The organism is Pseudomonas sp. Ps21-P2 (assembly GCF_039672565.1).
Classification (GTDB): domain Bacteria; phylum Pseudomonadota; class Gammaproteobacteria; order Pseudomonadales; family Pseudomonadaceae; genus Aquipseudomonas.
The window spans coordinates 1-24365 of record NZ_JBDFPL010000002.1 but is presented as its reverse complement, the minus strand read 5'-3'; the positions used below and the strand labels follow the sequence as shown (position 1 = coordinate 24365).

The following is a 24365-nucleotide window of genomic DNA, read 5'->3' as shown; positions in this document are numbered from 1 at the left end:
AGCAACTTCACTCCTGTTTTTTTTCAGCGAATCGAGGTCTTTTTTTTGTTCACACCTATCCCCGTCACGATCCTCAGCGGCTTTCTCGGCGCCGGCAAAACCACTTTGCTGCGCCATCTGCTCAAAGAAGAGCACGGCCTGAAGATCGCCGTGATCGAGAACGAATTCAGTGACGCCGGCGTCGACGCCCAGCTGCTGGGCGATGAGCCCGTGCAGGTGATGACCCTGTCCAACGGCTGCGTCTGCTGCACCATTCACACCGACCTCACCAAAGCGCTGTATCTGCTGCTGGAACGCCTCGACAGTGGCGAGATCGCCTTCGATCGGCTGGTCATCGAATGCACCGGCCTGGCAGACCCCGCACCGGTGGCGCAGACCTTCTTTATCGACGAGGAGCTGCGCGAGCGCTACATCCTCGACGGCATCATCACGCTGGTTGACGCCGCCCACGCCGACACGCACCTGGAGCAGACCATCGCCCAGGCGCAGATCGGCTTCGCGGATCGTCTGCTGGTGAGCAAGACCGATCTGGTGGATGAGGCGACCGTCACCGCGCTAAGCGAGCGACTGACCCGCATCAACCGACGTGCGCCGATTCGTGTGGTCGAGCACGGCAAGATTGATCTGGCCGAGTTGCTGGATGTGCGCGGCTTCAACCTGAACGCTGACATCGGCGGGATGACACTGCGCCCGGCAGCCCCCGCAGGCCGTTCCATCGACCGGATCAGCAGCCTGGTCCTGCGCAGTGACCAGCCGCTGGATATCGACAGGCTCAGCACCTTCATGAACGAGTTGCTGGAAGAGCACGGCAAACAACTGCTGCGCTACAAAGGCGTGCTGAACATCGCTGGCGAAGACCGCAAGCTGGTGTTTCAGGGGGTGCTGAAGCTGTACGGATTTGATTTCGATGTGGAGTGGGCGGATGGCGAAAAGCGCGAAAGCGTGATCGTGTTCATTGCCGATGAACTGCCGGAAGAGAAGATCCGGGCCGGCTTTGCAGGCGTTGCTGCAGATTAGATATCGCGTGCGGGAATGGTCCGTAAGACGAGCTATGCCGCCTGCGTAGGACCGTTCCGAATCGTACTTTCAATCCCCCTCCCTACGCTTCTAAACCCTACATCCCGTCCCTATCCTTGCTGGATCTGAAGTCAAGCAAGGACGGGCAGCCTCATGTCCAAGCCCTACGTGTTCATCAATGACCGCATACAAACCTACTTCACGCTCAAAGCTCGGGTCGGCGGCAGCGCAAAGTTTGATGTGCTGAATGCGCACATTCGCAATGTGGTGGTTATGCCGGGCCAGCTGGTGATTGTCAGCGACGGTTCGATGGGCAGCCTCACGGCAGAAGAAACCGAGCTGATGAACCTGGCGTGGAACGTCCATCGACAGGTTAAAGGCTCGGGCAGCGAACTGATCAAGAACTACGACCTGATGCAGAACATGCTCAGTTACGGATCGCTGGGCGTCGGCGCCGCCACAGGCAGTTGGAGTAAGCACCTTAACGGCGTGCAGAAAACCCTCGAAGAAATCGAGCGGCTGTACAAGCTGTCGCTGGCACGCGGGACGCCCGTTGCCCGGCAGGAATTCATCAATCAACGGCGAGTGCTATTTGCCAGGCTGGATGTTCAGCTGGAAGGTATCGCCCGCTGGGGGACCGGGTTGACTAAAAAAGGCCCACTGAAAAAGATGCTGGGGCTATCGACCAAAAGTTACCTGCGCACCGGGGAGATACAGGGCTACGCCGCGCGAATTGCGAAGATCGCCAAGGTGGCGAAGTTGCTGAAGCATGGGACGCCAGTGGGCATTGGGCTGAACGCAATTTCCGCGGGCCTTGAGGTAAAGGAAGCTTGCTCTGTGGGCAGGACGGAAACGTGCACAAGAGCCAAATATACAGAAAGCGGGAAATTTATTTATGGCGTTGCCGGAGGGATTGTAGGTGGCTCCTTAGGAGCCTCAACACTCACTCCAATCTGCATCGTCGTGATGGGAGCTTTGACAGGAGGGGTCGGTGCGCTTGGGTGCGGCATCGCAACCAGCGCACTAGGGGGATACGCTGGGGGGGCTGATAGGTGAAAGCATCGGGAAATATCAGGGAGAGCTAATCTACGAGTGGATTCCGTAATGCATTCCATAGCCTTGGGCATATCGAGTCTTATCCTATGTTTTTCGATGTGGATCAACATTGTACTAATGGCGTGGTTTACCTACAGAAACATAGAGTATCTCGAATACCAATTATCTGACTGCAGGTGCATCAGGGACTTCCGAAATATCTGGCAAGGCGGGTTTATAGGCAGGCACATGAGATTCAATATGGTAATGACGGTTATTACCTTCCCAAACGCCATGTACCGGCGAGGCGATACAGATAAAGACGCTCACAAGCGCATTTCCCTTCGCCTGAAGCGCTGCATATGGGGGATCTATGTTTTTCTTTACATCAATGGTTTCTGCCTCGCCCTGTTGGGCTACTTGATAAAAGTGTCACAAGAGTCCGCAATCTGACAGTCATACATCCGAATCCATATCGCACTGGGAAATACGGTGTATGCATCGCGAACTGCACGGATCGCCAAAGCAGCGAAATTTTTAAAGCACGGGACGGAGGTTGGAATTGTACTGAACGTGGCATGCACCGCGCTGGAGATTAAGGAGGTCTGTTATATGGGACGTGAAGAGTTATGTCGACAGGCTCATTACCTTGAAGGATCAAAATTAGCGGGGGGGCGTGCTCCTGGGACTTGCCGGAGGTGATTCAGGCGCTTACGCCGCGCCGGTCGTTTCCTTTGCAGAGTTTAGTGCACCTACCTTGGGGCTGGCTGCGTCAGGTTGCGGGATTATTGCCGGCGGAGCTTTAGCTTACGGAGGCGGCGCCTTGGGCGAGATAGTCGGTGAGTCGTTTGGGGAGATGGTCTACGAATGGCTGTCCTGATCTCTTACAACGTAGCTGTATGGTTGGGGTTCATTGATTTCGTTTTGACCTTAATTCACCTGGTTTCGTCTTATATCTTTTTCCTGAAATACATGGAGCGCATTGAAGATTATCTTTCTGATATCGAAATGATCGGTCTGCATGCAGACTATTACGGTGATACAAGGCTTGGACGAAGAATGCGCGAGTCGTTCATAACAATGATCTTGATCGTTCCGGGTGCATTTAAGAAACAGGAAGTCATTCCGAAGCACAAGCTTCAAAAACTTCCGAGGCACTTTCGGTTTTGGATTAAGTTTTTCTTTTATTCGGCGCTAACTCTTCTCGGTGCACTCGGGCTGATTTGCTTGCGTCTGAAAATGGGGCGGCCATAGAAACTGTTCGCGTGTTAGCGCATCGAATTTACCACCCTGACTTCCAGTGGCTTTAACCCTTCGCCTTCGGCCACTATCAGCTCGGACAGCAACACCCAACAAAAAGCCCGGCTAACAAGCCGGGCTTTTTCACATCAACCAACCGCTATCAAGCGCCGTAAACCGGCAGCTTGGCGCAGATGGCCTGGACCTTCTCACGTACGGCGTTGATCACCGCTTCGTTGTTCAGGTCTGCCAGGATGTCGCAGATCCAGCCGGCCAGTTCCTTGCACTCTGCTTCCTTGAAGCCGCGAGTGGTCACGGCCGGGGTGCCGAAGCGCAGGCCGGAGGTGACGAACGGGGAGCGTGGATCGTTTGGCACCGAGTTCTTGTTCACGGTGATGAACGCTTTGCCCAATGCGGCATCGGCGTCTTTGCCGGAGATGTCCTGCTTGATCAGCGACAGCAGGAACAGGTGGTTTTCAGTACCGCCGGAGACCACGTCGAAACCGCGCTCGATGAACACGCCGGCCATGGCCTTGGCATTTTTCACCACTTGTTCCTGGTAGGTCTTGAACTCAGGCTGCAGTGCTTCCTTGAAGCAGATCGCCTTGGCCGCGATGACGTGCTCCAGAGGACCGCCCTGGCCACCCGGGAAGACAGCGGAGTTCAGCTTCTTCTCGATGTCGGCGTTGGCGCGCGCCAGGATCAGGCCACCGCGCGGGCCGCGCAGGGTTTTGTGGGTGGTGGTGGTAACGACGTCAGCGAACGGAACCGGGTTTGGGTAAACGCCTGCAGCGACCAGACCGGCCACGTGGGCCATGTCGACGAACAGGTAGGCGCCGACTTTGTCAGCGATGGCGCGGAAACGCGGGAAGTCGAGGATCTGCGAGTAGGCCGAGAAACCGGCGACGATCATCTTCGGCTTGTGCTCGACGGCCAGACGCTCGACTTCGTCGTAATCGATCAGGCCGTTGCCGTCGATGCCGTACTGAACGGCGTTATACAGCTTGCCCGACGAAGAAACGCTGGCGCCGTGGGTCAGGTGACCGCCGTGGGCCAGGCTCATGCCCAGGATGGTGTCGCCAGCATTGAGCAGCGCCAGATATACCGCGCTGTTGGCTTGGGAGCCTGCGTGTGGCTGGACGTTGGCGTAATCGGCGCCGAACAGTTGCTTGGCGCGATCAATGGCCAGTTGCTCGACGATGTCGACGTATTCGCAGCCACCGTAGTAACGCTTGCCTGGGTAGCCTTCAGCGTATTTGTTGGTGAGAACCGAGCCCTGGGCTTCCATGACTGCCGGGCTGGTGTAGTTCTCCGAGGCGATCAGCTCGATGTGATCTTCCTGACGCTTGGCTTCCTGTTCCATGGCGGCGTACAGGTCGGCGTCGTACTTGGCGATGGTCAAATTGCGGCTGAACATGGCGGTCCTCGGGGATCGGGCAGTAGAAAAGGGGGGCATTCTAACCCATCGGGTTTTATCTGGCATATGAAAGCGGGTCATGTGCGTGATGAGCGCGATGCAAGCCTCAAGCCTCAAGCCGTAAGCTTCAAGCCGAATGCGGGGCGGCTTCTGCTTGTAGCTTGCCGCTTGAAGCTTGCAACTCGAGTCAGTCGAGCATAAACAGCGCATCGTTGCTGAACTGAGCCTCGAACCGCGTCGCCGGCATGGGGCGGCCGAACAGGTAGCCCTGAACTTCGTCGCAGCCATGTTCACGAAGAAACTCCAGCTGCTCGTGGGTTTCCACGCCCTCGGCAATCACCGACAGATTGAGGCTATGGGCCATGGCGATGATTGCCCGGGCGATTTGCGCGTCCTGCTCGCCGGACGGCAGGCCATCGACGAACGTGCGATCGATCTTCAACACGTCGATGGGGAACTGCTTCAGGTAATTCAGCGACGAGTAGCCGGTGCCGAAGTCATCGACTGCGATGCTCAGGCCCAGCCGCTTGAGCCCGGCCAGAATCTGCATGGCTTCGCTCACCTCACGCATCAGGATGCTCTCGGTCAGTTCCAGCTCGAGGCAGGCGGGCGGCAGGCCGATTTCCTGCAGAATACTGGCGATGCGCGTGCCCAACTGGCCGTCCGAAAACTGCCGTGCAGAAATGTTGACCGACACCTTCGGCACGCGGACCCGCGCCAGATGCCACTCGCGCAACTGGCGGCACGCCTCCTTGAGCACCCACTCGCCGACTTCGACCACCAGCCCGAGCTCCTCGAGCACCGGGATGAATTCCACCGGCGGCACCAGGCCGCGACGCGGGTGACGCCATCGCAGCAAGGCCTCGGCGCCGGTCAGACGTTTGCCGTCGCCACTGAACTGCGGTTGGTAATACAGCGTGAACTCGCCCTGCTCCAGGGCATGGCGCAGGTCACTTTCCAGCTCCAGACGCTCAAGGGCGGTGGCGTTCATGTCGGCCTGATAAAACTGGAAGTTGTTCTTGCCGCGTTCCTTGGCGTGGTACATCGCCGTGTCGGCGTTCTTCATCAACTGGCTGAGTTCGTTACCATCCTGCGGGCTCAGCGCGATGCCGATACTGGCCGTGACGAAGAACTCGCGGCCCTCCAGCACGAAGGGTTTCACCAGGCTGGCAAGAATCTGTTCGGCCACATGAATCGCCCGGTTCAGCGCGGCCTGTTGGGTGGGGCGAGGTTGCAGCAGCAGGGTGAATTCGTCGCCGCCCATGCGCGCAACAGTGTCGTCTTCGTCAACGCATCCAAGCAGGCGCAAGGCCATTTCCTTGAGCATGCGGTCGCCGGCGGCGTGGCCCAACGAGTCGTTGATCGGCTTGAAGCGATCGAGGTCGAGAAACATCAACACCACCCACGTGTGTTGACGCTCGGCATGTTGCAACGCGCTGTGCAAACGGTCCTGAAACAGCGTGCGGTTGGGTAGATGCGTCAGTGCGTCGTAATAAGCCAGCCGATGGATGCGCTGCTCGCTCGCCTTGCGCTCGCTGATGTCGCTGAAGAAGCACACGTAGCTGGCCAGGTCGCCTTCATCGTCGAGCACGGCGGTAATCCCGACCCATGCCGGGTAGTGCTCGCCGTCGCGACGCTTGAGCCACAATTCACCCTCCCAACTGCCGCGCTGGCTCAGCTGTTTGAGGATGTAACCCAGGTGCGCTGCCTGCTGATTTTCGACGGTCAGCATCATCGGCAGTTGATCCAGCACCTGCGACACGGCGTAGCCACTGACCCGCGTAAAGGCGTCGTTGGCCTGCACGATATAACCCGCAGGGTCAGTGATCAGAATGGCCGACGTCGAGTGTTCGAATACCGTGGCCGCCATGCGCAGGTCTTTTTCGGCGCGCCGCTGCTGACTGACATCACGTGCTACGCCCAGAACGCCTTCAAAAGTTCCGGATTCATCCCACACCAGAACCAGACGCAGCTCCACAGGAATCTTGCGGCCATCCGCGCGCAGGCAATCGAACAGGAACAATTGCGTAGGGATCTCGCTGCGCAGGTCCGCCAGCGCTTCGGGCTTTTTCAGCGCTTTACTGATCCGCTGCAGCAGCGCATAAAAGCCGCTGAGCTGCTGCGGGTTGGCGATGATCGCCTTCCAGCCATTCTGCAGAATCCACTCGGCGCTGTAACCCAGCACCGTATTGACCGAGGGGCTGATGTAGTTGGCCAGCAAAAGGCGATCGGTCGAGAAAATGACGTCGCTGATGCTCTCTGCCAGCATCCGGTAACGCTGCTCGCTTTCGCGCAGGGACTGGCTGGCGTCCACTTGATCGGTGATGTCCTTGGCGACGCCGACAATGCGTCGGATCTGACCGTCACTGTCCGCCGCCAGCGCCTGTTCACGGATCTCGAAACGACGCCAGTCGCCGCGTCGGGTGCGGAACCGCAGCTGGCACTGGATCAGGTCGCTGCGGCCATGCTCGGTGCGTACAAGGCGCAACTGCTCATACGCACCGATATCGTCCGGGTGCAGCAGCGTTTCCCAGAAAAGCTCGCCCATCTCATCCAGCTCGGCCGCCTCATAGCCCAGGGCGAGGCCCAGGTTATGGTTGCTGTAAATGATCCGCCGCGTCACCGCATCCAGAACGCAAAGATAATCCGGGACGGTACGCACGACATCCGACCAGAACTGCTCCCGCTCCTGCAACGACAGCTCGGCCTGCTTGCGGTTGGTGAAATCGCTGATGCTGAGAATGACGGCATTCAAGTCTTCGAGCTGCTCGGGCAGGCGCATGACCAGCCACACGTGTTGGTCACCGCCCTGCGCACCAGGGAGCAGAATTTCGAGCTCCAGCTGACGTTGCCCGTCGAGGACGGCCTGGAGTATCTGCAGACCGATGCCGTTTCGAGCGCGAGGGCAACCTTCGATCAGTTGCTGCCAGACATGCTGTGCCGATTCTGCGCGCAACAGTTGAGCGGCGACCTGATTGACCTCGGTGATGCGCAACTGCTGAAGCAGGCCGCTGATTTGCTCGGGCTGGCTGATCAGGCGCGCGTTCAGTTCTTCGCCGCTGTTCACTTGCAGGTGCCTGAGATGAGCCGGCAGACCGGAGAGGTCCAGTACGCATAGCGCAACGCCGGTGCCTTCAAATATGTCTTTGTAGCGGCGACGGCTTTGATGCAACTGAAGTTGGCGGCGGCGCAGGCTGCGCAGCGCAAACAACGGAATGATCGAACAGAACAGGGCGAGCAGGCATTTCCCGATCAGCGGGAAGAGCAGCGTCTGGCGGGCTTTCTGCGGGTCGAACAAGCCGCGCAGTTGCCAGTCGCTGTGGGCCAGCGGTTGCAGCAGCACTGTCTGCAATTGACGCTCGGTGGACTGATCGGCATCAAGCAGGTTTTTGTAGAGGGGGCGGCGATTGCTGATGTCTTCCAACAGCCAGACGGGCTGGTAATCCAGATCGCTCTGGCGGGTCAGTGATTTCAGTAGTTCAGGCCTAAGCCGCAGCGCCCAGTAGCGTTCATTGCCGGCGCCGGGCTGACGGATGAACAGATAGAACGTCGCTGCCCCCGGGTCGTTGGCATAAAAGTGTGGGTGACCCTGAATGACCGAATGCATCTGGGTCAAAAAGCCTACGTCACGGGTCTCGCCATCGCTGTCGGCGGTGACATTCCCATCGCTGTCGAGCCAGACCAGGCTTTTCACTGCTGGCATGGACTGACGCAGACTCGCCAGCACTGCCGCTGATTCGTCTGCGGATTGCGAAGGGGCGCGTGCTCCGTCCAGCACATTCAGCGCGACCTGCGCGTTGAGGGCCATGTTCAGGCTCAACCGGTCGGCGAGCTGCACGCTGTAGTCGATGCTGCGCTTGTGCTGACGTTCCTGAGACTGCTGGAACTGTTCGATCATCTGCCATAACAACAGCATCAACATCATCAGGACCAGGACCGCGAGCGCACCTCTGAGCACGCCTCGCAAAGGCACGGTCGTTGCGCTATCGGATGGGCGCAGGGGTGAGATGGGGGTCGGTTTGAGCAAACTGTGATCCTGACTACTGGACTGAATCAACATGTGCGAAACGCACTATAAGCCCGGTGCGCAAAAGGCGGCTAGCATGCCACCGAGCTGTGGCTAAGTGCCAGCGCTAATGGGCCGGACGGTTTGCCCTGTTGCGTGCATTCGGGTAGCTTTGCGCCACGCGCGACGCGCCGGTTTCTGCACGGCATGCTTGCATGATTCAAAAGGCCTGCAAGCATTGCTCCAGCTTTAATACCGGCCCTCGGAAGTTTGTCCCTGCCGCGCCGGTCTGGCTCTGATCAATTCAAGGCCCGGAATCGCGCTACGGCAAGTTGCGGCGCGAAGATAAACGCATTTTTTGCGACGCAGCACCAAGCTCGCGCCTTTATTCACAGTCTCACTCCAGGTTTTCATTCCATGGCTCAATAACGGTATCTGCCCTATTAATTTTTAGTCATGTTTTGCAATCTGCAGTTGAGGCCTGATGGTTACTGGGTTTCCAGCCTGTCCAGTCTAATTTTTTCCCTCGCTCCTGTGGTCGCGTAGAGCTTTTTGTTAGCTTTTGCAGATTTCAGGTCAAATTTGGGCATCGAAACTTAACTTTTTGAAAAATTCCCAAGTTGCTCGGGACCGTGAGTGGACCAAACCCCGGTTAGCTTGTCACGAGACGTAGTAATCCCACTCTCCGCTGAAATACAAGCGCTGGTAAAAAGCAGTGTTTTTCGCCGCCTTCAACTCAGCGACTGCCCAATCCGTATCAGGCATACAGCCGCGTCTTTCAAAAAAGTGGAATGGGTTACTTGATTGTCTTTCGGCTGCATCTACACGTATACCCCGTGTTGAATCTGCGTGAGGTAACGCTCAACCGTAATGAACCCAACTGACGTTTCGATGAGCTCAACTGGAGTGAGTCCCGATAAATGCCTAGATGATCGGCACAGCCAGTCTTCCGCCATCGCTTGTGTACCTAAAACCGCAATCGCGTGCTCTAGCGTCTTGGCGAACTGGAATGCCATTGCGCTTTGTTGGGCATTGAGCCGATCCATTCCTAGGCCAGAATTTAGCAGCTGATTGACCTTCCGCTGAGACTTCCCTGTTATCAGCCCGATTACATTCCGCTTCGTGTACAGGGTTGAACTGGAAAGCATCATCTGTACGTCCTGCAGCGCAAACCCCTGCAAGACGAGTATCACGAGGTCCAGGCCTCCAAGGTCCTGAAGAGGGCGCTTTGTCAGCGTCTCTGTCGGTCCCCGAGCCTGGCTAGGTCTGGGATTAGAGTCCGGTATTAGATCTTTCATCGCACATCAACGCCGGTTTAAACGGGGTAGCCTGCCACAGGATCTAGCCGATGCGGCTTATATGCTGATGGCGAGCAACGCTATCGGGAATTCTTAAGATCGGTTGCGGCGTCGAAGATCACCTGTATCAAGGTGGCATTCTCTAAAACCCCCGATCCAGAAAGGCTATAGCAGTTCCCCCCATCGACCTCGAATGCCTCGCATGGTCCGCCTAGGCTGGGGGATTCGAGGACAGATATTTTTTTAACGGGCTCCATAAGCCAGCGATCAGTACCGTTCACGTGTGCAGGGGTAACAATTTGGACCCCCTCAACCCTCATCCGAGGGGTTTCACGACGCACTAGCGAAACGACGTCCCGTGCATGTTGAATCATAAGCATGTACGTATCCGACTCGGTCGCGCCTACCCGAACTACGCTTAGGTAAAACCACGGATACATGAGTTCCTGCTCAACGTATGGCCAGATCTGCGTGTCGCCATATCGAGGATAGCCGAGGTCGGGTAACTGAATCTCAGAGCTTCGGTAGGTAGTGAACATAAGCCCCTCCAAAATGAACACTATAGATTGTAGCTCTATAGGACTCAAGAAGGCTTGATCGTTCCTTTTGTGAGCCTGAAAATTGGAACTGAACATCGCGTTTGGGCAGGTCCTTCGGGACATCCGCAAGCAAAGGGGCCTCACCCAAGAAGACTTCTCAGAAGTTAGTAGCAGGACGTATCTGAGCACGCTGGAACGTGGGTTGAAGTGCCCGACCATTGACAAGGTAACGCAGCTGGCTGAGGTACTTAGCGTCCACCCTGCCACGCTCATCACGGCAGCATTCCTAGTCCAAGAACGTGCGGTCGCGCGTAAGGCGCTGCTCCAACAAATCGACATGGAGCTGGAGAAACTCGGCATGCTTTAGCAGTGGACACAGCAATTCGTCAGACGCGTGTCGGCGTTGATTGAGCATTGACCCACCCTGTGGGTTGAATGACCCAAGGCTGCTTGCCGATTTTGAACTTGGCGATCATGCATAAGGCTGCAAGCAAAGTTCTGATCCTGAGCTCAGCAAAGCCGGCGGCATGAGATCAAAACGGGTCGTCCTCCTTATCCTCGATAGCCACCTAGGCCCACTCGCCTGAATCTTGGTGCTGGCCACCATAATGCGTTTTTGCAAGCGGTACGATTCGTTCCCCCTCTCAACTATCTATCAGTATGGCCCTACTGCTGGCATCATCCATGGACTGATCAGCGAGCACCTTGCTACCGGCGAAGACCTGTAGGTTGACCAGCACGCGATTGTGATCACTTCGGGATGCCAGGAAGCAGTCCTTTTCTGCCCTTATCCATTGTAAAACGACTGCTTTGGGTCGATAGCTGCCACTCAGTGAAGGTGGAAAAGCCTCAAGATCAAGCGTGAGGCTTTATCACCGTCGGCCTCATGTAGAACGTGTAATCCGGCCTGATAGGTGAGTTTGTGTAGATTGAAGTGGTTGTAAAACGCTTGGCCCAGTCGCTGATGCTCGAAGCTTCCTTGACTCCAAAGCCGAACGAACTCCTCATGAGCGGCGCGTTCGATCTGCAACGAGGAATCATGTCCCATGTCAGGTTCCTATCATTAGAGAGACTCAAGCGTACTAGCTGCCTATCAGCCCTTCCAGCTCGGCCTTTCCAATCAGAAAGTCAGTTATCGGCCAAATGCGGTCAATCGACAGACCAGAACAACTCCAGCCTTGAATAGTCATTTCGTGTTCTGCTTGCCATTTCGAATGTAGCAGTCATGTCGTAGTCACCGGCCTCCACAACAAGCTCAACCAAGTCGTGCTGTAGGTCTTCCTCCAAATAATCGATCAAATTACAGGCAGCTAGGACAGTGCAGTCTGTCGGTGCGTCCTTAGTGTAACCTCCAAGAGCACGCTGAAAAAACTAGCCAAGTCGTTCGCTGCCTGTTCAGTTATTTCGGAATACTTATTCAGACCAACGTTGTACAAAGCATTCCGCATGTCCCCCTTCAGGCAGCAATGCGCTCGCTTGTAGGGATATTGGTAGCTGAACAACAAACCTCCTTCAGGATAAACGAGGTGAGATGAGATGAGTCCGCCGACTCCTCAAGGAAGGCTACCATCCGATGTGAGAGCATTTTTTCTACCTTGAAACTTTGACTGTCCGGATTGCTGAGTGCACATAAGCACGGCTTGAGGAGCAGGATACACTGCCGGCCAGAATGGACGGTGGCGAGAGACAGCAAGTGGCCGACAGCAGTCGCTTGCCGATGTCCGCTTTTGGCCGATAGCAGCCGCTTTGGACCGTCGGCTACTGGCTGCAAGGCAGATATTGGTGTCGCTGGCCACCCATGTAGCGAATGCTGAACACAGCATCCTGGTTATGCTCAGACCGGAATAACTTGTGCGAGCGCAACGCCGGCAAGTTGTGCAGTGGCCAATAGTCGATCCAAGCTTTGGCCGTGACGTGCGCTGGCCGACAGGCCCGCCATCGTAGTGCTGACGAAGTCTGCCAGCCGGTCAGCCTCTTGTGGGTAGCGTTCGGCGATAGTGTTTCTAATCACATCTTGCGCAGCGATATGGAAGCCGCAAGCGGCCCCCCGCGCCTCCATGTCGTTGCATCGAGTGCCTTCAAGCACCATACAGCCAGTGGCTGAATGATCAGCGGCGTAAGCACGCGCGGCTTGCTCCAATATTTGAGCGAGCGAGACAGCCAACGGCCGCTCTGCCCCAAGTATCTCCAATAATGGGACGGCGCCCGTGAGGGCGTACCGATCCAGCACACGCTTGTATAACTTGGCTTTACTGCCGAATGCCGCATAAAAACTCGGTGGGTTTATACCCAGCGCATGCGTGAGGTCAGCAACGCTTACGTCATCGTAGCCCTTGGCATGAAACAGCTGCTGAGCCGTGGCGACCGCATGGTCTGGGTCGAACTGTCGAGGGCGTCCACGTGCTGGCTTATCTGTAGTCACTATTACAAAATCCTTTGACAGTGTGCTGATCGATAATTGTATCATGCGCTACACTAATCAAGGGGGAGGTACGTTCATGTCGAATTTTAAGAACAAGTCGGTGCTGGTGCTTGGTGGCAGCCGTGGAATTGGCGCGGCGATAGTCAGGCGGTTTGCAGCTGATGGGGCCAACGTTGCTTTTACGTACTCGGGTTCGCCGGAAGCGGCACGTTCTCTGGCTACCGAAACCGGCGGCAGAGCCTACTCAACCGACAGTGCCGACCGTGATGCGGTCATTGCTCGTGTCCGCGACAGCGGCCCGTTGGACGTACTAATAGTAAATTCAGGCATCGCCATCTTCGGCGACGCGCTAGAGCAGGATCCGGACGCGGTTGATCGTCTGTTTCGCATAAATGTGCAAGCGCCTTACCACGCCTCCGTGGAGGCGGCGCGACAAATGCCTCAAGGCGGTCGGATTATCGTGATCGGTTCAGTGAACGGTGACCGCATGCCCATCCCCGGCATGGCATCTTACGCTTTGAGTAAATCCGCGCTTCAAGGAATGGCACGGGGGTTGTCCCGTGATTTCGGCCCGCGTGGAATCACGATCAACATTGTGCAACCAGGGCCAATTGATACTGAAGCTAATCCAGCGGACGGCCCGATGAAAGAGCTCATGCACAGCTTCATGGCGATCAAGAGGCATGGTCGTTCTGAAGAGGTAGCGGGACTGGTCGCCTGGTTAGCCGGTCCGGAAGCAAGCTTCGTCACCGGAGCAATGCACACCATTGATGGTGCGTTCGGCGCTTGAAATACAGCCGGGCAGGTTTTTCCACTGCCCGGCCCACGCTCAGGGCAGTGATTAAAGCAGACCTCAGGTGAGAATTAATGACTACCATCGGGATTATTGGGGCAGGCGAAGTCGGCAGCCAGATTGCCCGAGCGGCCGTTGCGTGCGGCTATAACATCGTTATCGCCAACTCGCGCCACCCGGACACGCTAACCGAACTGGTAGCCGAATTGGGCCCGCGGGCGCGCCCGAAAACTGCAGCGGGGACCGCGATGGCAGGCGACGTAATTGTTATTGCAGTCCCGCTGAAAAGGATCAACGACATACCGATAGAAGGGCTCGCGGGTAAGATAGTGCTGGATACCAACAATTATATGGCGTGGCGGGACGGCGCATTCGACCTCGTAGATGGCGGTCAGAAAACTATTCACGAGATTCGTCAAGAACACCTTCCGAAAGCGAAAGTCGTCAAGGCATTTACGCACATCCAGGCTCCACGAATCACCACACGGGGCAGGCCGGCCGGGTCACCAGATAGGTTAGCTCTTGTGGCTTCTAGCAACTTTCAGGAGGCGATTGAATTTGCGACACGACTCTATGACGATTTTGGGTTCGACACGGTCAATAACAGTCCGCTTCTCGAGTCTTGGCGCAGCGCTCCGGGCCAACCCGCATGGAAGCAGGAGCGGCAGACTGCGGCTGAGCTGAAAGTCAATTTACTACGCGCCAAACGTCCGAACCCGCCAGCGAGGGGGTAGGCAACCGGTGCGGTCATGGCGGTCTTAGATGACCGCTTTGAAGGGGAGGTCAACTTTTTAGAAGCGGAACCTCGCCACAATACTGACCTATTGAGGGGGTTCAGATGGTCCAGATAAATGGGACACTCGCGCCGCGGTTGCCTAAGCTTTGCCGCTCATAGACTTGCCAGCAAACGCGGTCGTCTCAACGGCACCGAACGCCTCAACTGCAGCTTCCTTGAAGAAACTATTGTAGCCGGGCGATTGCTGGATTTTTTTTAGCTTTGCACGAGCCGCCGACTTTACGTTTTCACTTTCTTTCGTAGCCATGCCCATTACCCAGGGTCGCTCCACTTGTGCTTAGGTTAACCTTCGCGGCCGGCATGTCAACGTGTTAGGGCGTTAGTGATACCGAGTCCCGACTTTGCGCCAGCAGCTCACTCTGGGCTTTGTACGTAAAGTATCGGCTTGATCGCTGTGTGCTGGCCAATCGACGAGATACTCATCGCATCAGTAGAAATAAGGTTCATGCTTTCGAGGTCGTCGGAATGAAGTCCCAGTTACCATCCTGCGGTCCTGACATTTTAGAGGGGTCTGCGCAACTCCAGTCATTGCGACAGATTCGCTCTCGGCTGACGACTGAGGCTCACGCTACGCTCACTGATGCCCTACCAACATCAATACGCCATCAATTCGTATCTGACATGTATTGGTTGAATGCGTCCGGGTCGAATCGGATAGGTTCGCCGCTTTCCTCGCCGGCTATCAGTGCAGAACGGATAGCCTCGGTAATATCAGATCGCTCCTGATCACGGTGGATGAGCGCGCGGATGCATTCGCTGTAGCTCGCGTACCGGCCTGACTCGATCTGAGTCTTAATCCAGCGGTCTTGTGCATCTGATATGACGATGTTTTTGCGCACAGCAGCCATGCCATAGCCTCCTGGTGCGGTACTAAGATGCTAACCCAATCATACGAGTGGCGTCATTCGGCGATGTTCCCTCTTTGATGCCGTGCTCAAAAGCTGCGCCATCACTATCCGTGCGCGACGCTCTCGCTTTTCGAACGATCAATTTTGGCCGACAGCTGGCGGTGACGAAGGCGTGCTGAGCGCAATGTCTCGTGTTTTGAGGATAGCGGCATTACTCCCAAATAAGGATACGTTTTTGAGCGTATCAATGCGGCTGTCCCGAATGTATCGTCGGTTCTCTAGAGCGTACACGGAAGAGATCCGGCTACGGACAATGAGGGGGAGGATTGAAGAATGGAGCACCCGGTGGATGATTGTTGCAGGACGAGCGGTTTGCAGTGATTGCCTGGAAAGCCAAGCACTGGAAGATTGTGAGAGGCCGTTTTCTCATGCTCGGATATGCGCGGCCAAGGGAGAAAAATCCGAGTCTCCGTGGGTTGCGCTCCACGAGATCCTAGACTTCGCGCGAGGGTAAAGGTGCCAGTCAGGTTTGATAGGGCTGCTCGCCAGACAGGCTGTATGGCTTCGTGGAGGGGCCATGCTGGCGTAGGATGAGGCCTTTCCCATCAGTCCAGACCTTTTCCCTTATGACTCAATCCGTGCGGACAATCGTGAAGTGCCAAGATCTAGGTGATGGTAGCGGAGACGTAATCATCGATCTCCCACCTGATGTCCTTGCAGCAATAAACGTCGGTTTGGGTGATTCTTTGAGCATCGAATTGGTTAACGGGGCGATAGTGCTCAGACCGATTCTTGATGCGAATACCCAGTCCTGAGGCAGCTCACGGCCAAAAGCGGTCTTTCACGACGGCCGTTTAAGACGTGCGGACGACCCATCAATGCCAGAGCTCGAGATTGTTCCAGCAAGGCAAACCACCTATTGGATAGTGCCCCAAAAATTTTTGGGTCACTTCAACATCACGAGTACTCGGAAATGTCAGCTTTCGCTTACATCCGGTGATGTTCCAGTAAGAAGTCCACGAACAATCGCACCCGCACCGGCATTGCCGCCCCGCCGACGAACACCGCATGAATCGGTTCCTGGTCTCCAGGGTTCTAGGTTTCCAACAGCGGAATCAGGTCGCCGCGCTGCAGATCCCTGCTCACGCTGAACTCACCGATACGTGCAATGCCGGCACCTACTCGCGCGAGTTGTGCCAGCGCTTCACCACTGCTGCATTCGATGTTGCCGCTGACCTTTAGGGAAAACTCTTTTCCATCGCGGATGAACGGCCAGTTGGGTTCGGCACGCCGGAAGTTGAAGCGCAGGCAGTTGTGCTGTAGCAGGTCTTCCGGTTCTTGGGGGATGCCGTGGCACTGCAGATACTCGGGCGATGCCACCACTACCTGGCCGGTGTCGCCGATCCTGCGCGCGGTCAGCGGGCTGTCGGGCAGATGGCCAAAGCGGACCGCGACGTCGGCCTGTCCGCCGAGAATGTCGACCACTTCGTCGCCAAGGGTGAGGTCTACGACGATGTTCGGGTAACGGGCGCTGAATGCGGCGACCAAGGGAACGATGGCCAGCCGTCCATGGCCGAGGGCGGCACTGACCCGCAATCGCCCCCTGGGTACACCCTGGTCGGCGATGGCTTCTTCGACCTCGTCCATGTCGGCCAGGATACGCCGGGCGCCGCGCAGGAACGCTTCGCCCTCGGCAGTGAAGGTGATCGCTCGAGTGGTGCGCAACAGCAGGCGGGTGCCAAGACGTTGCTCGGTACGCGCGATTATCCGACTGACTGTCGAGGGTGTCAGGCCCAGTGCACGCGCTGCGGCCGACAGGCTGCCCTCCTGCGCCACGGTGGTGAACACACTCATTTCACCTGACCTGCCGTTAAAGTCCACTTGTGCGTCCTGCGCAAAGGTGATTGCCAAAAATGCTATCTACCGCCTGAAAAAACCGGATCGTAGCATTAGCGGCATAGATAAGGAGCTTTCCATGCGCATTAATCCACCACTTGTCGCGCTCGCCATCGGTGCCTTCGGTATTGGCGTAACAGAATTCGCCCCCATGGGTATGTTGCCGGGTATTGCTGCGGATCTGGGCGTTTCCATTCCCGCCGCCGGTTTGCTGGTCAGTGCTTATGCGCTGGGAGTATTGCTCGGCGCACCTCTGATGACCCTGACCACCGGCAAGATGCCCCGGCGCTATCTGCTGATCGGGCTCATGGCGATTTTCACCTTGGGTAATTTGATGTCAGCCCTGGCCACCGATTACTACAGCCTCATGGTCGCCAGGGTGGTGACCTCACTGAACCATGGTGCATTTTTTGGCGTTGGCTCCATCGTCGCCGCCAGCGTGGTCGCCCCGGAAAAACGTGCCGGGGCGGTTGCGGCGATGTTCATGGGCCTGACCCTGGCGACCATTGGCGGTGTACCGCTGGCCGCCTGGTTTGGTGAACTGTTCGGTTGGCGTACCGCTTTCTGGGGAATTACCGGCCTCGGGGTGGTGACCATGGCCGCGTTGTGGTTCGCCCTGCCTAACCTGAAGACGCCGCAAAGCGTCGGTGTAATGGCCGAAATCCGGGTACTGGGGCGTGGTCCGGTGCTGGGCGCGTTGGCCCTGACCATAGTGGGGTCTAGCGCAATGTTTACCGTCTTCACCTACATCGCGCCGATCCTCAGCAGCGAGACCAATGGTTCCACCACCTACATCACCGCCATGCTGGTGCTTTTTGGGGTGGGGTTGACGCTGGGCAACGTGTGGGGCGGCAAGTCCGCCGACCGCTCGATAGATCGCACCTTGATCGTCTCGCTAAGCGTTCTGATTCTCGTCTTACTGGCGTTCACCCTGCTGATGCGTTGGACGGTGCCGGCTGCTCTAGCCATCCTTGTATGGGGTATCGCTAGTTTTGCCCTAGTACCGCCGCTACAGATGCGCGTCATGGAAGCAGCGAAGGACGCGCCAAATCTTGCCTCTGCGGTGAACATTGGCGCCTTCAATTTTGGCAACGCGATTGGCGCAGCGCTGGGCGGAGCGGTGATCAACGCTGGTCTGGGTTATCCGGCGATTTCCCTGGCCGGAGCAGCGGTGGCTGCTCTGGGATTGCTGATGGTGTTGGCTTATGCCTGGCGTTCCAGAAGGATTGAAGCAGCAGTGGTGTGACAAAGATGAGGGGGAGTGGTTTGTTACCATCGATAACTGGGGGCAAGTGGTAGAATTGCTGCCCTTGGCGAGGGGAGACAAGCGGTCAATTTTAACCATTGCTGACCGGCAGCTTTGGGTCGATAGCTGCCGTTCCACACAGAGGGACGGGTCAACCCCGAGGCGCTGGATCAAAACTTCAGCCAAGCAGTGCTCATTTTCAACGGGTAAATACTGAACCTTGTTTATGCGTCTCCTTCCGAGATCTGCAAAACCTGTCTCATGCCTTGGTGGGTCAATTATTGGTGATAACGTATTTCTTGCCCTTATAAGCATCCTGAGTCGCAGGCCATACTATTGGATCAGGACATTGAATAATTGGGCGCGAGCACTGGTCCGGAAGGCCTGCGCACGCGGTAGAATTTAGTACTTCTGAACCCCGCTCATTGGACTGAACGCTTGAATGTAAGCTTGGCGTGTCCAATCAGTTACATGCACTCAAATGCTCAGACACCGCTCAGGCAGGTCTGATCGTCACGACAGGAATTACCTCATGAGCACCATCATTCTTGTCGAGGATGAGCAGGACATATTGACCATCATGGTCGAAATTCTGGAAATGGAAGGCCATAGGGTCAGAGCATTCTGCGAGGCAGATTCTGCCTGGAGTCACATTCAGCACAATGGTTTCGATGCAGATCTGCTGATCACTGACCTGAGAATGCCTGGCAGTATCGACGGGCTCGAGCTGGTCCAAAGGCTGCATGATTTGGTACCGCAGGTGCCTGTAGTCGTCGCCTCAGGTTTCCATGCTGCGGTAAACACGCTGGACTATGATCAGGTGCATTGGTTGAACAAGCCATTCACGTTGATTCAGCTGCAAGCGATTTGCCAAAGACTGACCGCACACTGATCAACTGGCTTTGCCCGGAGCCTCGGAAATTTCCTCCAGATAACGGGGCAGGTAGATACAGACTGTCGTGCCTTCACCTACGCTCGACCAGACTCGCACCTGACCACCTGATTGCTTGGCAAAGCCATAGACCATCGAAAGGCCAAGTCCGGTGCCCTGGCCGACGGGCTTGGTGGTAAAAAACGGCTCAAATATATGAGCCAGGGTTTCGGGCGGAATGCCCGACCCTGTGTCCTTGACATAAATGCACAAATACTGGCCTTCAGCGAGACCTTCACTTTGCGCTGCGGATTGATCTATCTGCTGGTTGGTCGTATTGAGCGTGATGCGACCGCCGTCCGGCATTGCATCCCGAGCGTTTATGCATAGATTTAAAAGTGCATTTTCAAGCTGGCTGGAATCGACATAAGCCTGCCACAGATTTGGATCGCCATGAGCATCGAGCTCGATGCCTTGCCCCATCAGACGCCGAGCGAAATCGACTATTTCGTGCATCAAGATGTTGACGTCGGTGGGCAGCGGCTCCAAGGTTTGACGACGTGAAAACGCAAGCAGTCGATGCGTTAGTGCAGCAGCGCGATCGGTGGATCTCTGTGCCATCGTGATGTACCTGTCGAGGTCCAACACTCGGCCCTGTGCCACACGCAATTTCAGCAAGCCCAGGGAGCCTGAGATACCCGTGAGCAAGTTACTGAAGTCGTGAGCGATACCTCCAGTCAACTGACCCACTGCTTCCATTTTTTGAGACTGGCGCAGCTTCTCTTCCAGCTCCATGAGCAGGACTGTACGGCTCACCTCCCGCTGCTCCAGAGCTTCGTTGAGCAGCCTCAGTTTCGCCTCGGTGTCACGGAGCGTATGGCAGGTGCGTTCGAGGTCCTGCTCGCGCGCGCGCAGCGCTTCTTCAGCAATGGTACGTTCGAGCAGGTCAGCTGCCTGTCGCGCCAGAATATCCAGCAGTTTCAGGTCCTGCTCGGAGGGATGATGCGCATCGCGCCAGTGAGTCGATATCATCCCTAACAACTGACCAGAGCGTGAGAGCAGTGGGGTGCTCTGCGCCGATCGTATCCCCGTTTTGCGAAAAGCCGACAAGTCTTCGGTCCCGGCGATTTCTGCCCATTCCTCGAAATCCGGAATGATGGCCCGCTTACCCAGCTTGAGCGCTTGAGTACAACTGCTATGAGCCGTTGGGCTGACCCACTGCCAGAAGTTGATCGCCTCTGGAGACAGTCCTAGCGAGCAAAGCAACTGAAGTTTGCCACCGTGGCCCGACGCGTGGCCCTCGGGGCAAAGCAGTTGCATTGTTCCGAATTGGGAGCCGGTGATGGACACTGCCGCGTCCACAATCTTGCCGTATAGTGCCTCCAGATGTTGTTCACCGATCAACTCGGTACTGATCGCGTGCAGTAACGCGATATCTGATGGTACATCTGTCGCGGTGACCGAAGAGGCGGGGTGAGCCTCCAGCTGACGGGGAGCAGATTGAGCGGGCATGACGACCTCTGCCGGAGCTGGAGTAGACGCGAAGTCTAGCATTTGCAGTACTTTCCGCGATAGCCGCCTTTGCCTTTGTACCTCAGCCCAAGAGTGGAATGGCTGCTTTGCCCATTGCCGTCTGCAGGTAAGGAGATGACCGTTCTCTGCCATCGTCTGACAGGGTGGGAGCACCCATGCGAGCAGGCTGCGCTCGATAATTACATTGATTTGTTTGCTGAAGAATTACCGACTAAACCATCACGCGATTTTTTGAAAATCATGAACCATTGTTTGATGTTTCGGCATAGAAAAGTCTGAGGCAACCTAGTAGGACCTTGGAATACTCAAGCAGAGAATTCCAGAGTAAAGCGTGAACCAGGAAGAGCATTCTCCCATTGAGGTTCACCTCCCAGCTGTCTGCTCAAGCGAGAAATGAGTTTCATGCCTAGGCTAGCGGGTTTCCTCTGCTGCCAATCCTCAGGTAACCCCGGGCCACGATCGCGTACTTCCAATCGTAGACGGTCGCCGTTGGGCTTGATGCTGATGCTTACATCGCCTGGTTTCTGTGGAGAGGCATATTTCACTGCATTGGTGACCAGCTCGTTCACCAGCAGGCCTAGAGGAATCGCGTCATCTGTGGGAATCATTACAGGAGGAGCGTCGTACGTCAGGATTTTGGTCGACGCGGAGCTGCTGAATTTCTCGCAGAGTTCCCTCAGAAAATCCTCCAGGTTCAGGCTTCGCACTTCGCCCGTTTGCCACAAACGGTCATGCAGTTGCGCAATGGTCAATACCCGCGTTTCTGCATCGCCGAGTGCCTGCCGAAGTTCTGAGGATGATGAGCTGTTGCTCTGCACGCGCAGCAACCCCGCCACAATCGTCAAGCCGTTCTTGACCCTATGGCTGACCTCCTGCGTCAACACATGCTGGTATTCAAGGGCTTGCCGTAAGTGCTCTTCGTTAGCCCGCAGTGCGTCTTCATAGCGCTGACGTTGCAACGCAACGCCCAGGAGATTTGCAAAGGCCTGCATAAATGCCAGGTCAGCTTCGGTGAATCGGCCATCGAGCGGACTGTCCACTTCGAGTACGCCATAGGGCTCTTCCGCGACTAGTAAAACCACGTTGATCGCCCGCTTCACGTTGTGGTCAGCCAGGATTCGTGGTGTGCGAAAACGCGCTTCTGCCTGCAGGTGGTTGGAAATGACCGCTCGTCTTGTCTGAAAAGCGAAACCCGCCGGGCTTTCCAGATCGGCTCCTGCTCGTGCATGCCCTACGTATCCAGGTTTCCAGCCCACACCGGCGATCATAAGAAAGTCCCCCTCTTGCGGCTGAAACGCCATGACCTTGCAAAGCAGGGTGGACATGCCCTCTGCACACAGACGGGTAGCCTCCTGAAGCAATAACTGTGCATCGTGGGTTTTTAAGGCGAGCAGTCCAAAATCTGCCGTCAGCTGCTGTTGACGGAGTCGGTAAGCCAGCTCTTCGGCGTTGGCTGCTCCTTGCTCTGGGGGGACGGGCGCAGCATTGTAATGATCAGCGGACATCAATGACCTCTATGACTGGGTTCCCTTCGTTTTGACTGAGAGCCTTTGTCATGGCCGTCCAGATCCGTCCTGGGAGTTAGCAGTGAAGCCTTACGAATACGAGGTATTTTAAAGTGATGGGCTTGGGCCGTAAATCCAGGAAAATAGCTTTTGCTCGAACCCTGGCGTCTAGAATGGGTCTGATAGCGGGCCTTCGACGATCGCCTTGTAATGCTGAGCAACCGGCGCATTTCTTGACCAATATTCTGGTGCTGGCCGGGAAAGGAGAAACTCATTTGATGATGGGATATTCCCGCGCGTAACGAAGCAGTGTTCCGATGGGTTTGACATCCATTTCGCGAAAGCTAACAGGCCAGTCAGCCTCGACCCTCCACCTGCCGCAGCTGTCGATGTCAATTCAGGGTGATGGACCTTGTGACCGTAGCAGCAGTTTGAGTCGTGCCCGGAGGCTCAAATTCCACTCTTGGGCGTCTCAAATTATTAGGCCTGAGACCATTGTACTTCGGCGATTCCGTGCCGCTCGGCGAGGGTTTTGCTGACCACCTGGACGTTGTCACGGCGGTATTTCGGGATCTGTGCAACCCCTGAGTCTACAGCAGCCCAGTGCCACGCCTCGGCATTGGTCATCGTCTCGGTGCTGACGTAAAAGCTCTTGTACGTGCCGTTATGGATGTAGTCGATTCGATAATGGGCAGAGTGTGCCATGGGTTGTTCCTTTTCCCGGAAAGCTACGGATTACACTTATTCCGAAAGTCGCACGCCACCATAGTTCCAGCAGCCCGTCTCGGTGGAGCAATGTCATCAAGCGCAGCTCGTCGCGACTCTTACTCAGGAGCGTCCACCAGTCTCTTGAGACAGCCGCTCAGAGTGTGTCGCCTAGCGCTATGCTAAAGCCGCCACACTGCAATACACGGAGTCCACATGAGCTTTGCGTATTACACATGGCGGGCAATAGCCGGGCGGTGAGTAATGGCAAATTATCAGATAAGCTTCCCGCCTTCCCCCCTGCAGGATTTTCGACATGCCGACTGGAGCTGTTGACGAGCGTAATTTCCGTAAAATTTTGCGACGCAATGTCGCAGCGCCAGTGATGCTTGGCCTTTTTGGTATCTTGCTGTTCGTTTCCTTGATTGCCTATCTTCTCGATCAAATCGACTGGGTCGAGCACACGGATCGTGTGATCAACAATGCCCATGAAACGCAGAAACTCGCCGTGGACATGGAGAGTGGTGTTCGAGGGTATCTTCTTAGCGGTGATGACCGTTACCTCGATACCTATGAGCTTGCCCGAGTCCGTGTTCCTGAGAATATCAAGGCGCTTCAGGCCCTGGTGTCGGACAACATTTCTCAAGTAGACCGGTTGCAGCGCATCGGAGCGCTGCAAGCGGCCTGGGCAGATCGGGCGCAGCGGATCATTGAAATACGGCGTAGCAACGGCGATGTCGAAAGTATCTTGCGAATGGGTAAAGGTAAGCAACTCGGTGATGAGATGCGTTCGGAGTTCAGAGACCTGATCGCGATGGAGCAGGGGCTGAGAATCTTGCGAACTGAATCGGTACGTCGCACGACGTTCATTACGATTAGCACGTTCGTGTTATTCACCTTGGCTGCAAACCTTATTCTTGCCTATTTCGGTCGTAGAGAGCTCATACAGCTCTCCACTTCGTATACCACTATCGTGGACGCCCAAAATCAAAGCAAAACCAGATTGGAACACGACGCTTGGCTCAAAAACGGACAGAGCCAGCTCGCCCAGCGCGTGCTAGGCGAGCTATCCGCGGATTCGGTTGGAAAAAATGTCCTGGAGTTTTTCGCCGAATACTTGGGCGCTGTGGTCGCTGCCGTTTATGTCCGGCAGCCGTTCGGCGATTTTGTACGCGTGGCGAACTTTGGGTTTTCACGCG

17 protein-coding genes and 2 pseudogenes are annotated in these 24365 nt (G+C 56.1%); 10 read left to right on the top strand and 9 right to left on the bottom strand.

The window, feature by feature from the left end; translation table 11 throughout:
• Positions 1–45: 45 nt before the first annotated feature.
• The 3 genes from yjiA (at position 46) to ABEH28_RS03950 (ending at position 3306) form a co-directional block, all read left to right on the top strand.
• Entirely contained in the window at positions 46–1017 is a 972-nt protein-coding gene (gene yjiA, locus ABEH28_RS03960; protein ID WP_346629205.1) for a GTPase, read from the top strand.
• A gap of 153 nt (positions 1018–1170) precedes the next feature.
• Complete coding sequence (locus tag ABEH28_RS03955; RefSeq protein WP_346629204.1) at positions 1171–2073, top strand: hypothetical protein; 903 nt, start codon at positions 1171–1173, stop codon at positions 2071–2073.
• Positions 2074–2919: 846 nt separating this feature from the next.
• Complete coding sequence (locus ABEH28_RS03950) at positions 2920–3306, top strand: hypothetical protein (RefSeq protein ID WP_346629203.1); 387 nt, start codon at positions 2920–2922, stop codon at positions 3304–3306.
• Positions 3307–3454: 148 nt separating this feature from the next.
• Here the strand turns inward: ABEH28_RS03950 and glyA are convergent, their stop codons facing one another.
• Both glyA and ABEH28_RS03940 read right to left on the bottom strand, forming a co-directional pair.
• Positions 3455–4708 (bottom strand): serine hydroxymethyltransferase, encoded by a 1254-nt coding sequence (gene glyA / locus ABEH28_RS03945; protein WP_192173251.1) that lies wholly within the window; start codon positions 4706–4708, stop codon positions 3455–3457.
• Positions 4709–4895: 187 nt separating this feature from the next.
• Entirely contained in the window at positions 4896–8633 is a 3738-nt protein-coding gene (locus ABEH28_RS03940) for an EAL domain-containing protein (RefSeq protein ID WP_346629202.1), read from the bottom strand.
• A 2000-nt stretch (positions 8634–10633) separates the two neighbouring features.
• Between ABEH28_RS03940 and ABEH28_RS03935 the strand changes: the two genes are divergently transcribed.
• Positions 10634–10918, top strand: coding sequence for a helix-turn-helix transcriptional regulator (locus tag ABEH28_RS03935; protein WP_346627930.1), 285 nt, complete (start codon positions 10634–10636; stop codon positions 10916–10918).
• Between the two features lie 1467 nt (positions 10919–12385).
• Here the strand turns inward: ABEH28_RS03935 and ABEH28_RS03930 are convergent.
• Complete coding sequence (locus tag ABEH28_RS03930; protein WP_032703333.1) at positions 12386–12973, bottom strand: TetR/AcrR family transcriptional regulator; 588 nt, start codon at positions 12971–12973, stop codon at positions 12386–12388.
• A gap of 76 nt (positions 12974–13049) precedes the next feature.
• On the opposite strand from ABEH28_RS03930, the gene bdcA reads away from it, so the two are divergent.
• Both bdcA and ABEH28_RS03920 read left to right on the top strand, forming a co-directional pair.
• Entirely contained in the window at positions 13050–13763 is a 714-nt protein-coding gene (bdcA, locus tag ABEH28_RS03925) for an SDR family oxidoreductase (RefSeq protein WP_346627931.1), read from the top strand.
• A 77-nt stretch (positions 13764–13840) separates the two neighbouring features.
• Entirely contained in the window at positions 13841–14500 is a 660-nt protein-coding gene (locus ABEH28_RS03920) for an NAD(P)-binding domain-containing protein (RefSeq protein ID WP_346627932.1), read from the top strand.
• 141 nt (positions 14501–14641) lie between these two features.
• On the opposite strand, the gene ABEH28_RS03915 is transcribed toward ABEH28_RS03920, so the two are convergent.
• Together ABEH28_RS03915 and ABEH28_RS03910 are read right to left on the bottom strand one after the other, a co-directional pair.
• Positions 14642–14809: a hypothetical protein gene (locus ABEH28_RS03915; protein WP_187292090.1), complete on the bottom strand. Its 168-nt coding sequence runs from the start codon at positions 14807–14809 to the stop codon at positions 14642–14644.
• Positions 14810–15167: 358 nt separating this feature from the next.
• Positions 15168–15410 (bottom strand): type II toxin-antitoxin system ParD family antitoxin, encoded by a 243-nt coding sequence (locus ABEH28_RS03910; protein WP_346627933.1) that lies wholly within the window; start codon positions 15408–15410, stop codon positions 15168–15170.
• Positions 15411–16036: 626 nt separating this feature from the next.
• On the opposite strand from ABEH28_RS03910, the gene ABEH28_RS03905 reads away from it, so the two are divergent.
• The gene (locus ABEH28_RS03905; protein WP_346627934.1) at positions 16037–16225 is read left to right on the top strand and encodes an AbrB/MazE/SpoVT family DNA-binding domain-containing protein; all 189 of its coding nucleotides are present in this window, start codon (positions 16037–16039) and stop codon (positions 16223–16225) included.
• Positions 16226–16397: 172 nt separating this feature from the next.
• Here the strand turns inward: ABEH28_RS03905 and ABEH28_RS03900 are convergent.
• A pseudogene (locus ABEH28_RS03900) lies at positions 16398–17291 on the bottom strand (LysR family transcriptional regulator).
• Positions 17292–17385: 94 nt separating this feature from the next.
• On the opposite strand from ABEH28_RS03900, the gene ABEH28_RS03895 reads away from it, so the two are divergent.
• Together ABEH28_RS03895 and ABEH28_RS03890 are read left to right on the top strand one after the other, a co-directional pair.
• On the top strand, positions 17386–18552 hold the full coding sequence (locus tag ABEH28_RS03895; protein ID WP_346627935.1) for an MFS transporter: 1167 nt from the start codon (positions 17386–17388) through the stop codon (positions 18550–18552).
• A gap of 532 nt (positions 18553–19084) precedes the next feature.
• Positions 19085–19444, top strand: coding sequence for a response regulator (locus tag ABEH28_RS03890; protein WP_346627936.1), 360 nt, complete (start codon positions 19085–19087; stop codon positions 19442–19444).
• 39 nt (positions 19445–19483) lie between these two features.
• On the opposite strand, the pseudogene ABEH28_RS03885 reads toward ABEH28_RS03890, so the two are convergent.
• The 3 genes and pseudogenes from ABEH28_RS03885 to ABEH28_RS03875 form a co-directional block, all read right to left on the bottom strand.
• Positions 19484–20935 (bottom strand): annotated as a pseudogene (locus ABEH28_RS03885) (ATP-binding protein); the annotation flags it as partial.
• 326 nt (positions 20936–21261) lie between these two features.
• Entirely contained in the window at positions 21262–22461 is a 1200-nt protein-coding gene (locus ABEH28_RS03880) for a histidine kinase dimerization/phosphoacceptor domain -containing protein (RefSeq protein ID WP_346629201.1), read from the bottom strand.
• 480 nt (positions 22462–22941) lie between these two features.
• On the bottom strand, positions 22942–23166 hold the full coding sequence (locus ABEH28_RS03875) for a DUF6555 family protein (protein ID WP_346627938.1): 225 nt from the start codon (positions 23164–23166) through the stop codon (positions 22942–22944).
• Between the two features lie 316 nt (positions 23167–23482).
• Between ABEH28_RS03875 and ABEH28_RS03870 the strand changes: the two genes are divergently transcribed.
• Positions 23483–24365, top strand: an 883-nt coding sequence (locus ABEH28_RS03870; RefSeq protein WP_346629200.1) for a CHASE3 domain-containing protein, incomplete at its 3' end; no start/stop codon positions are given.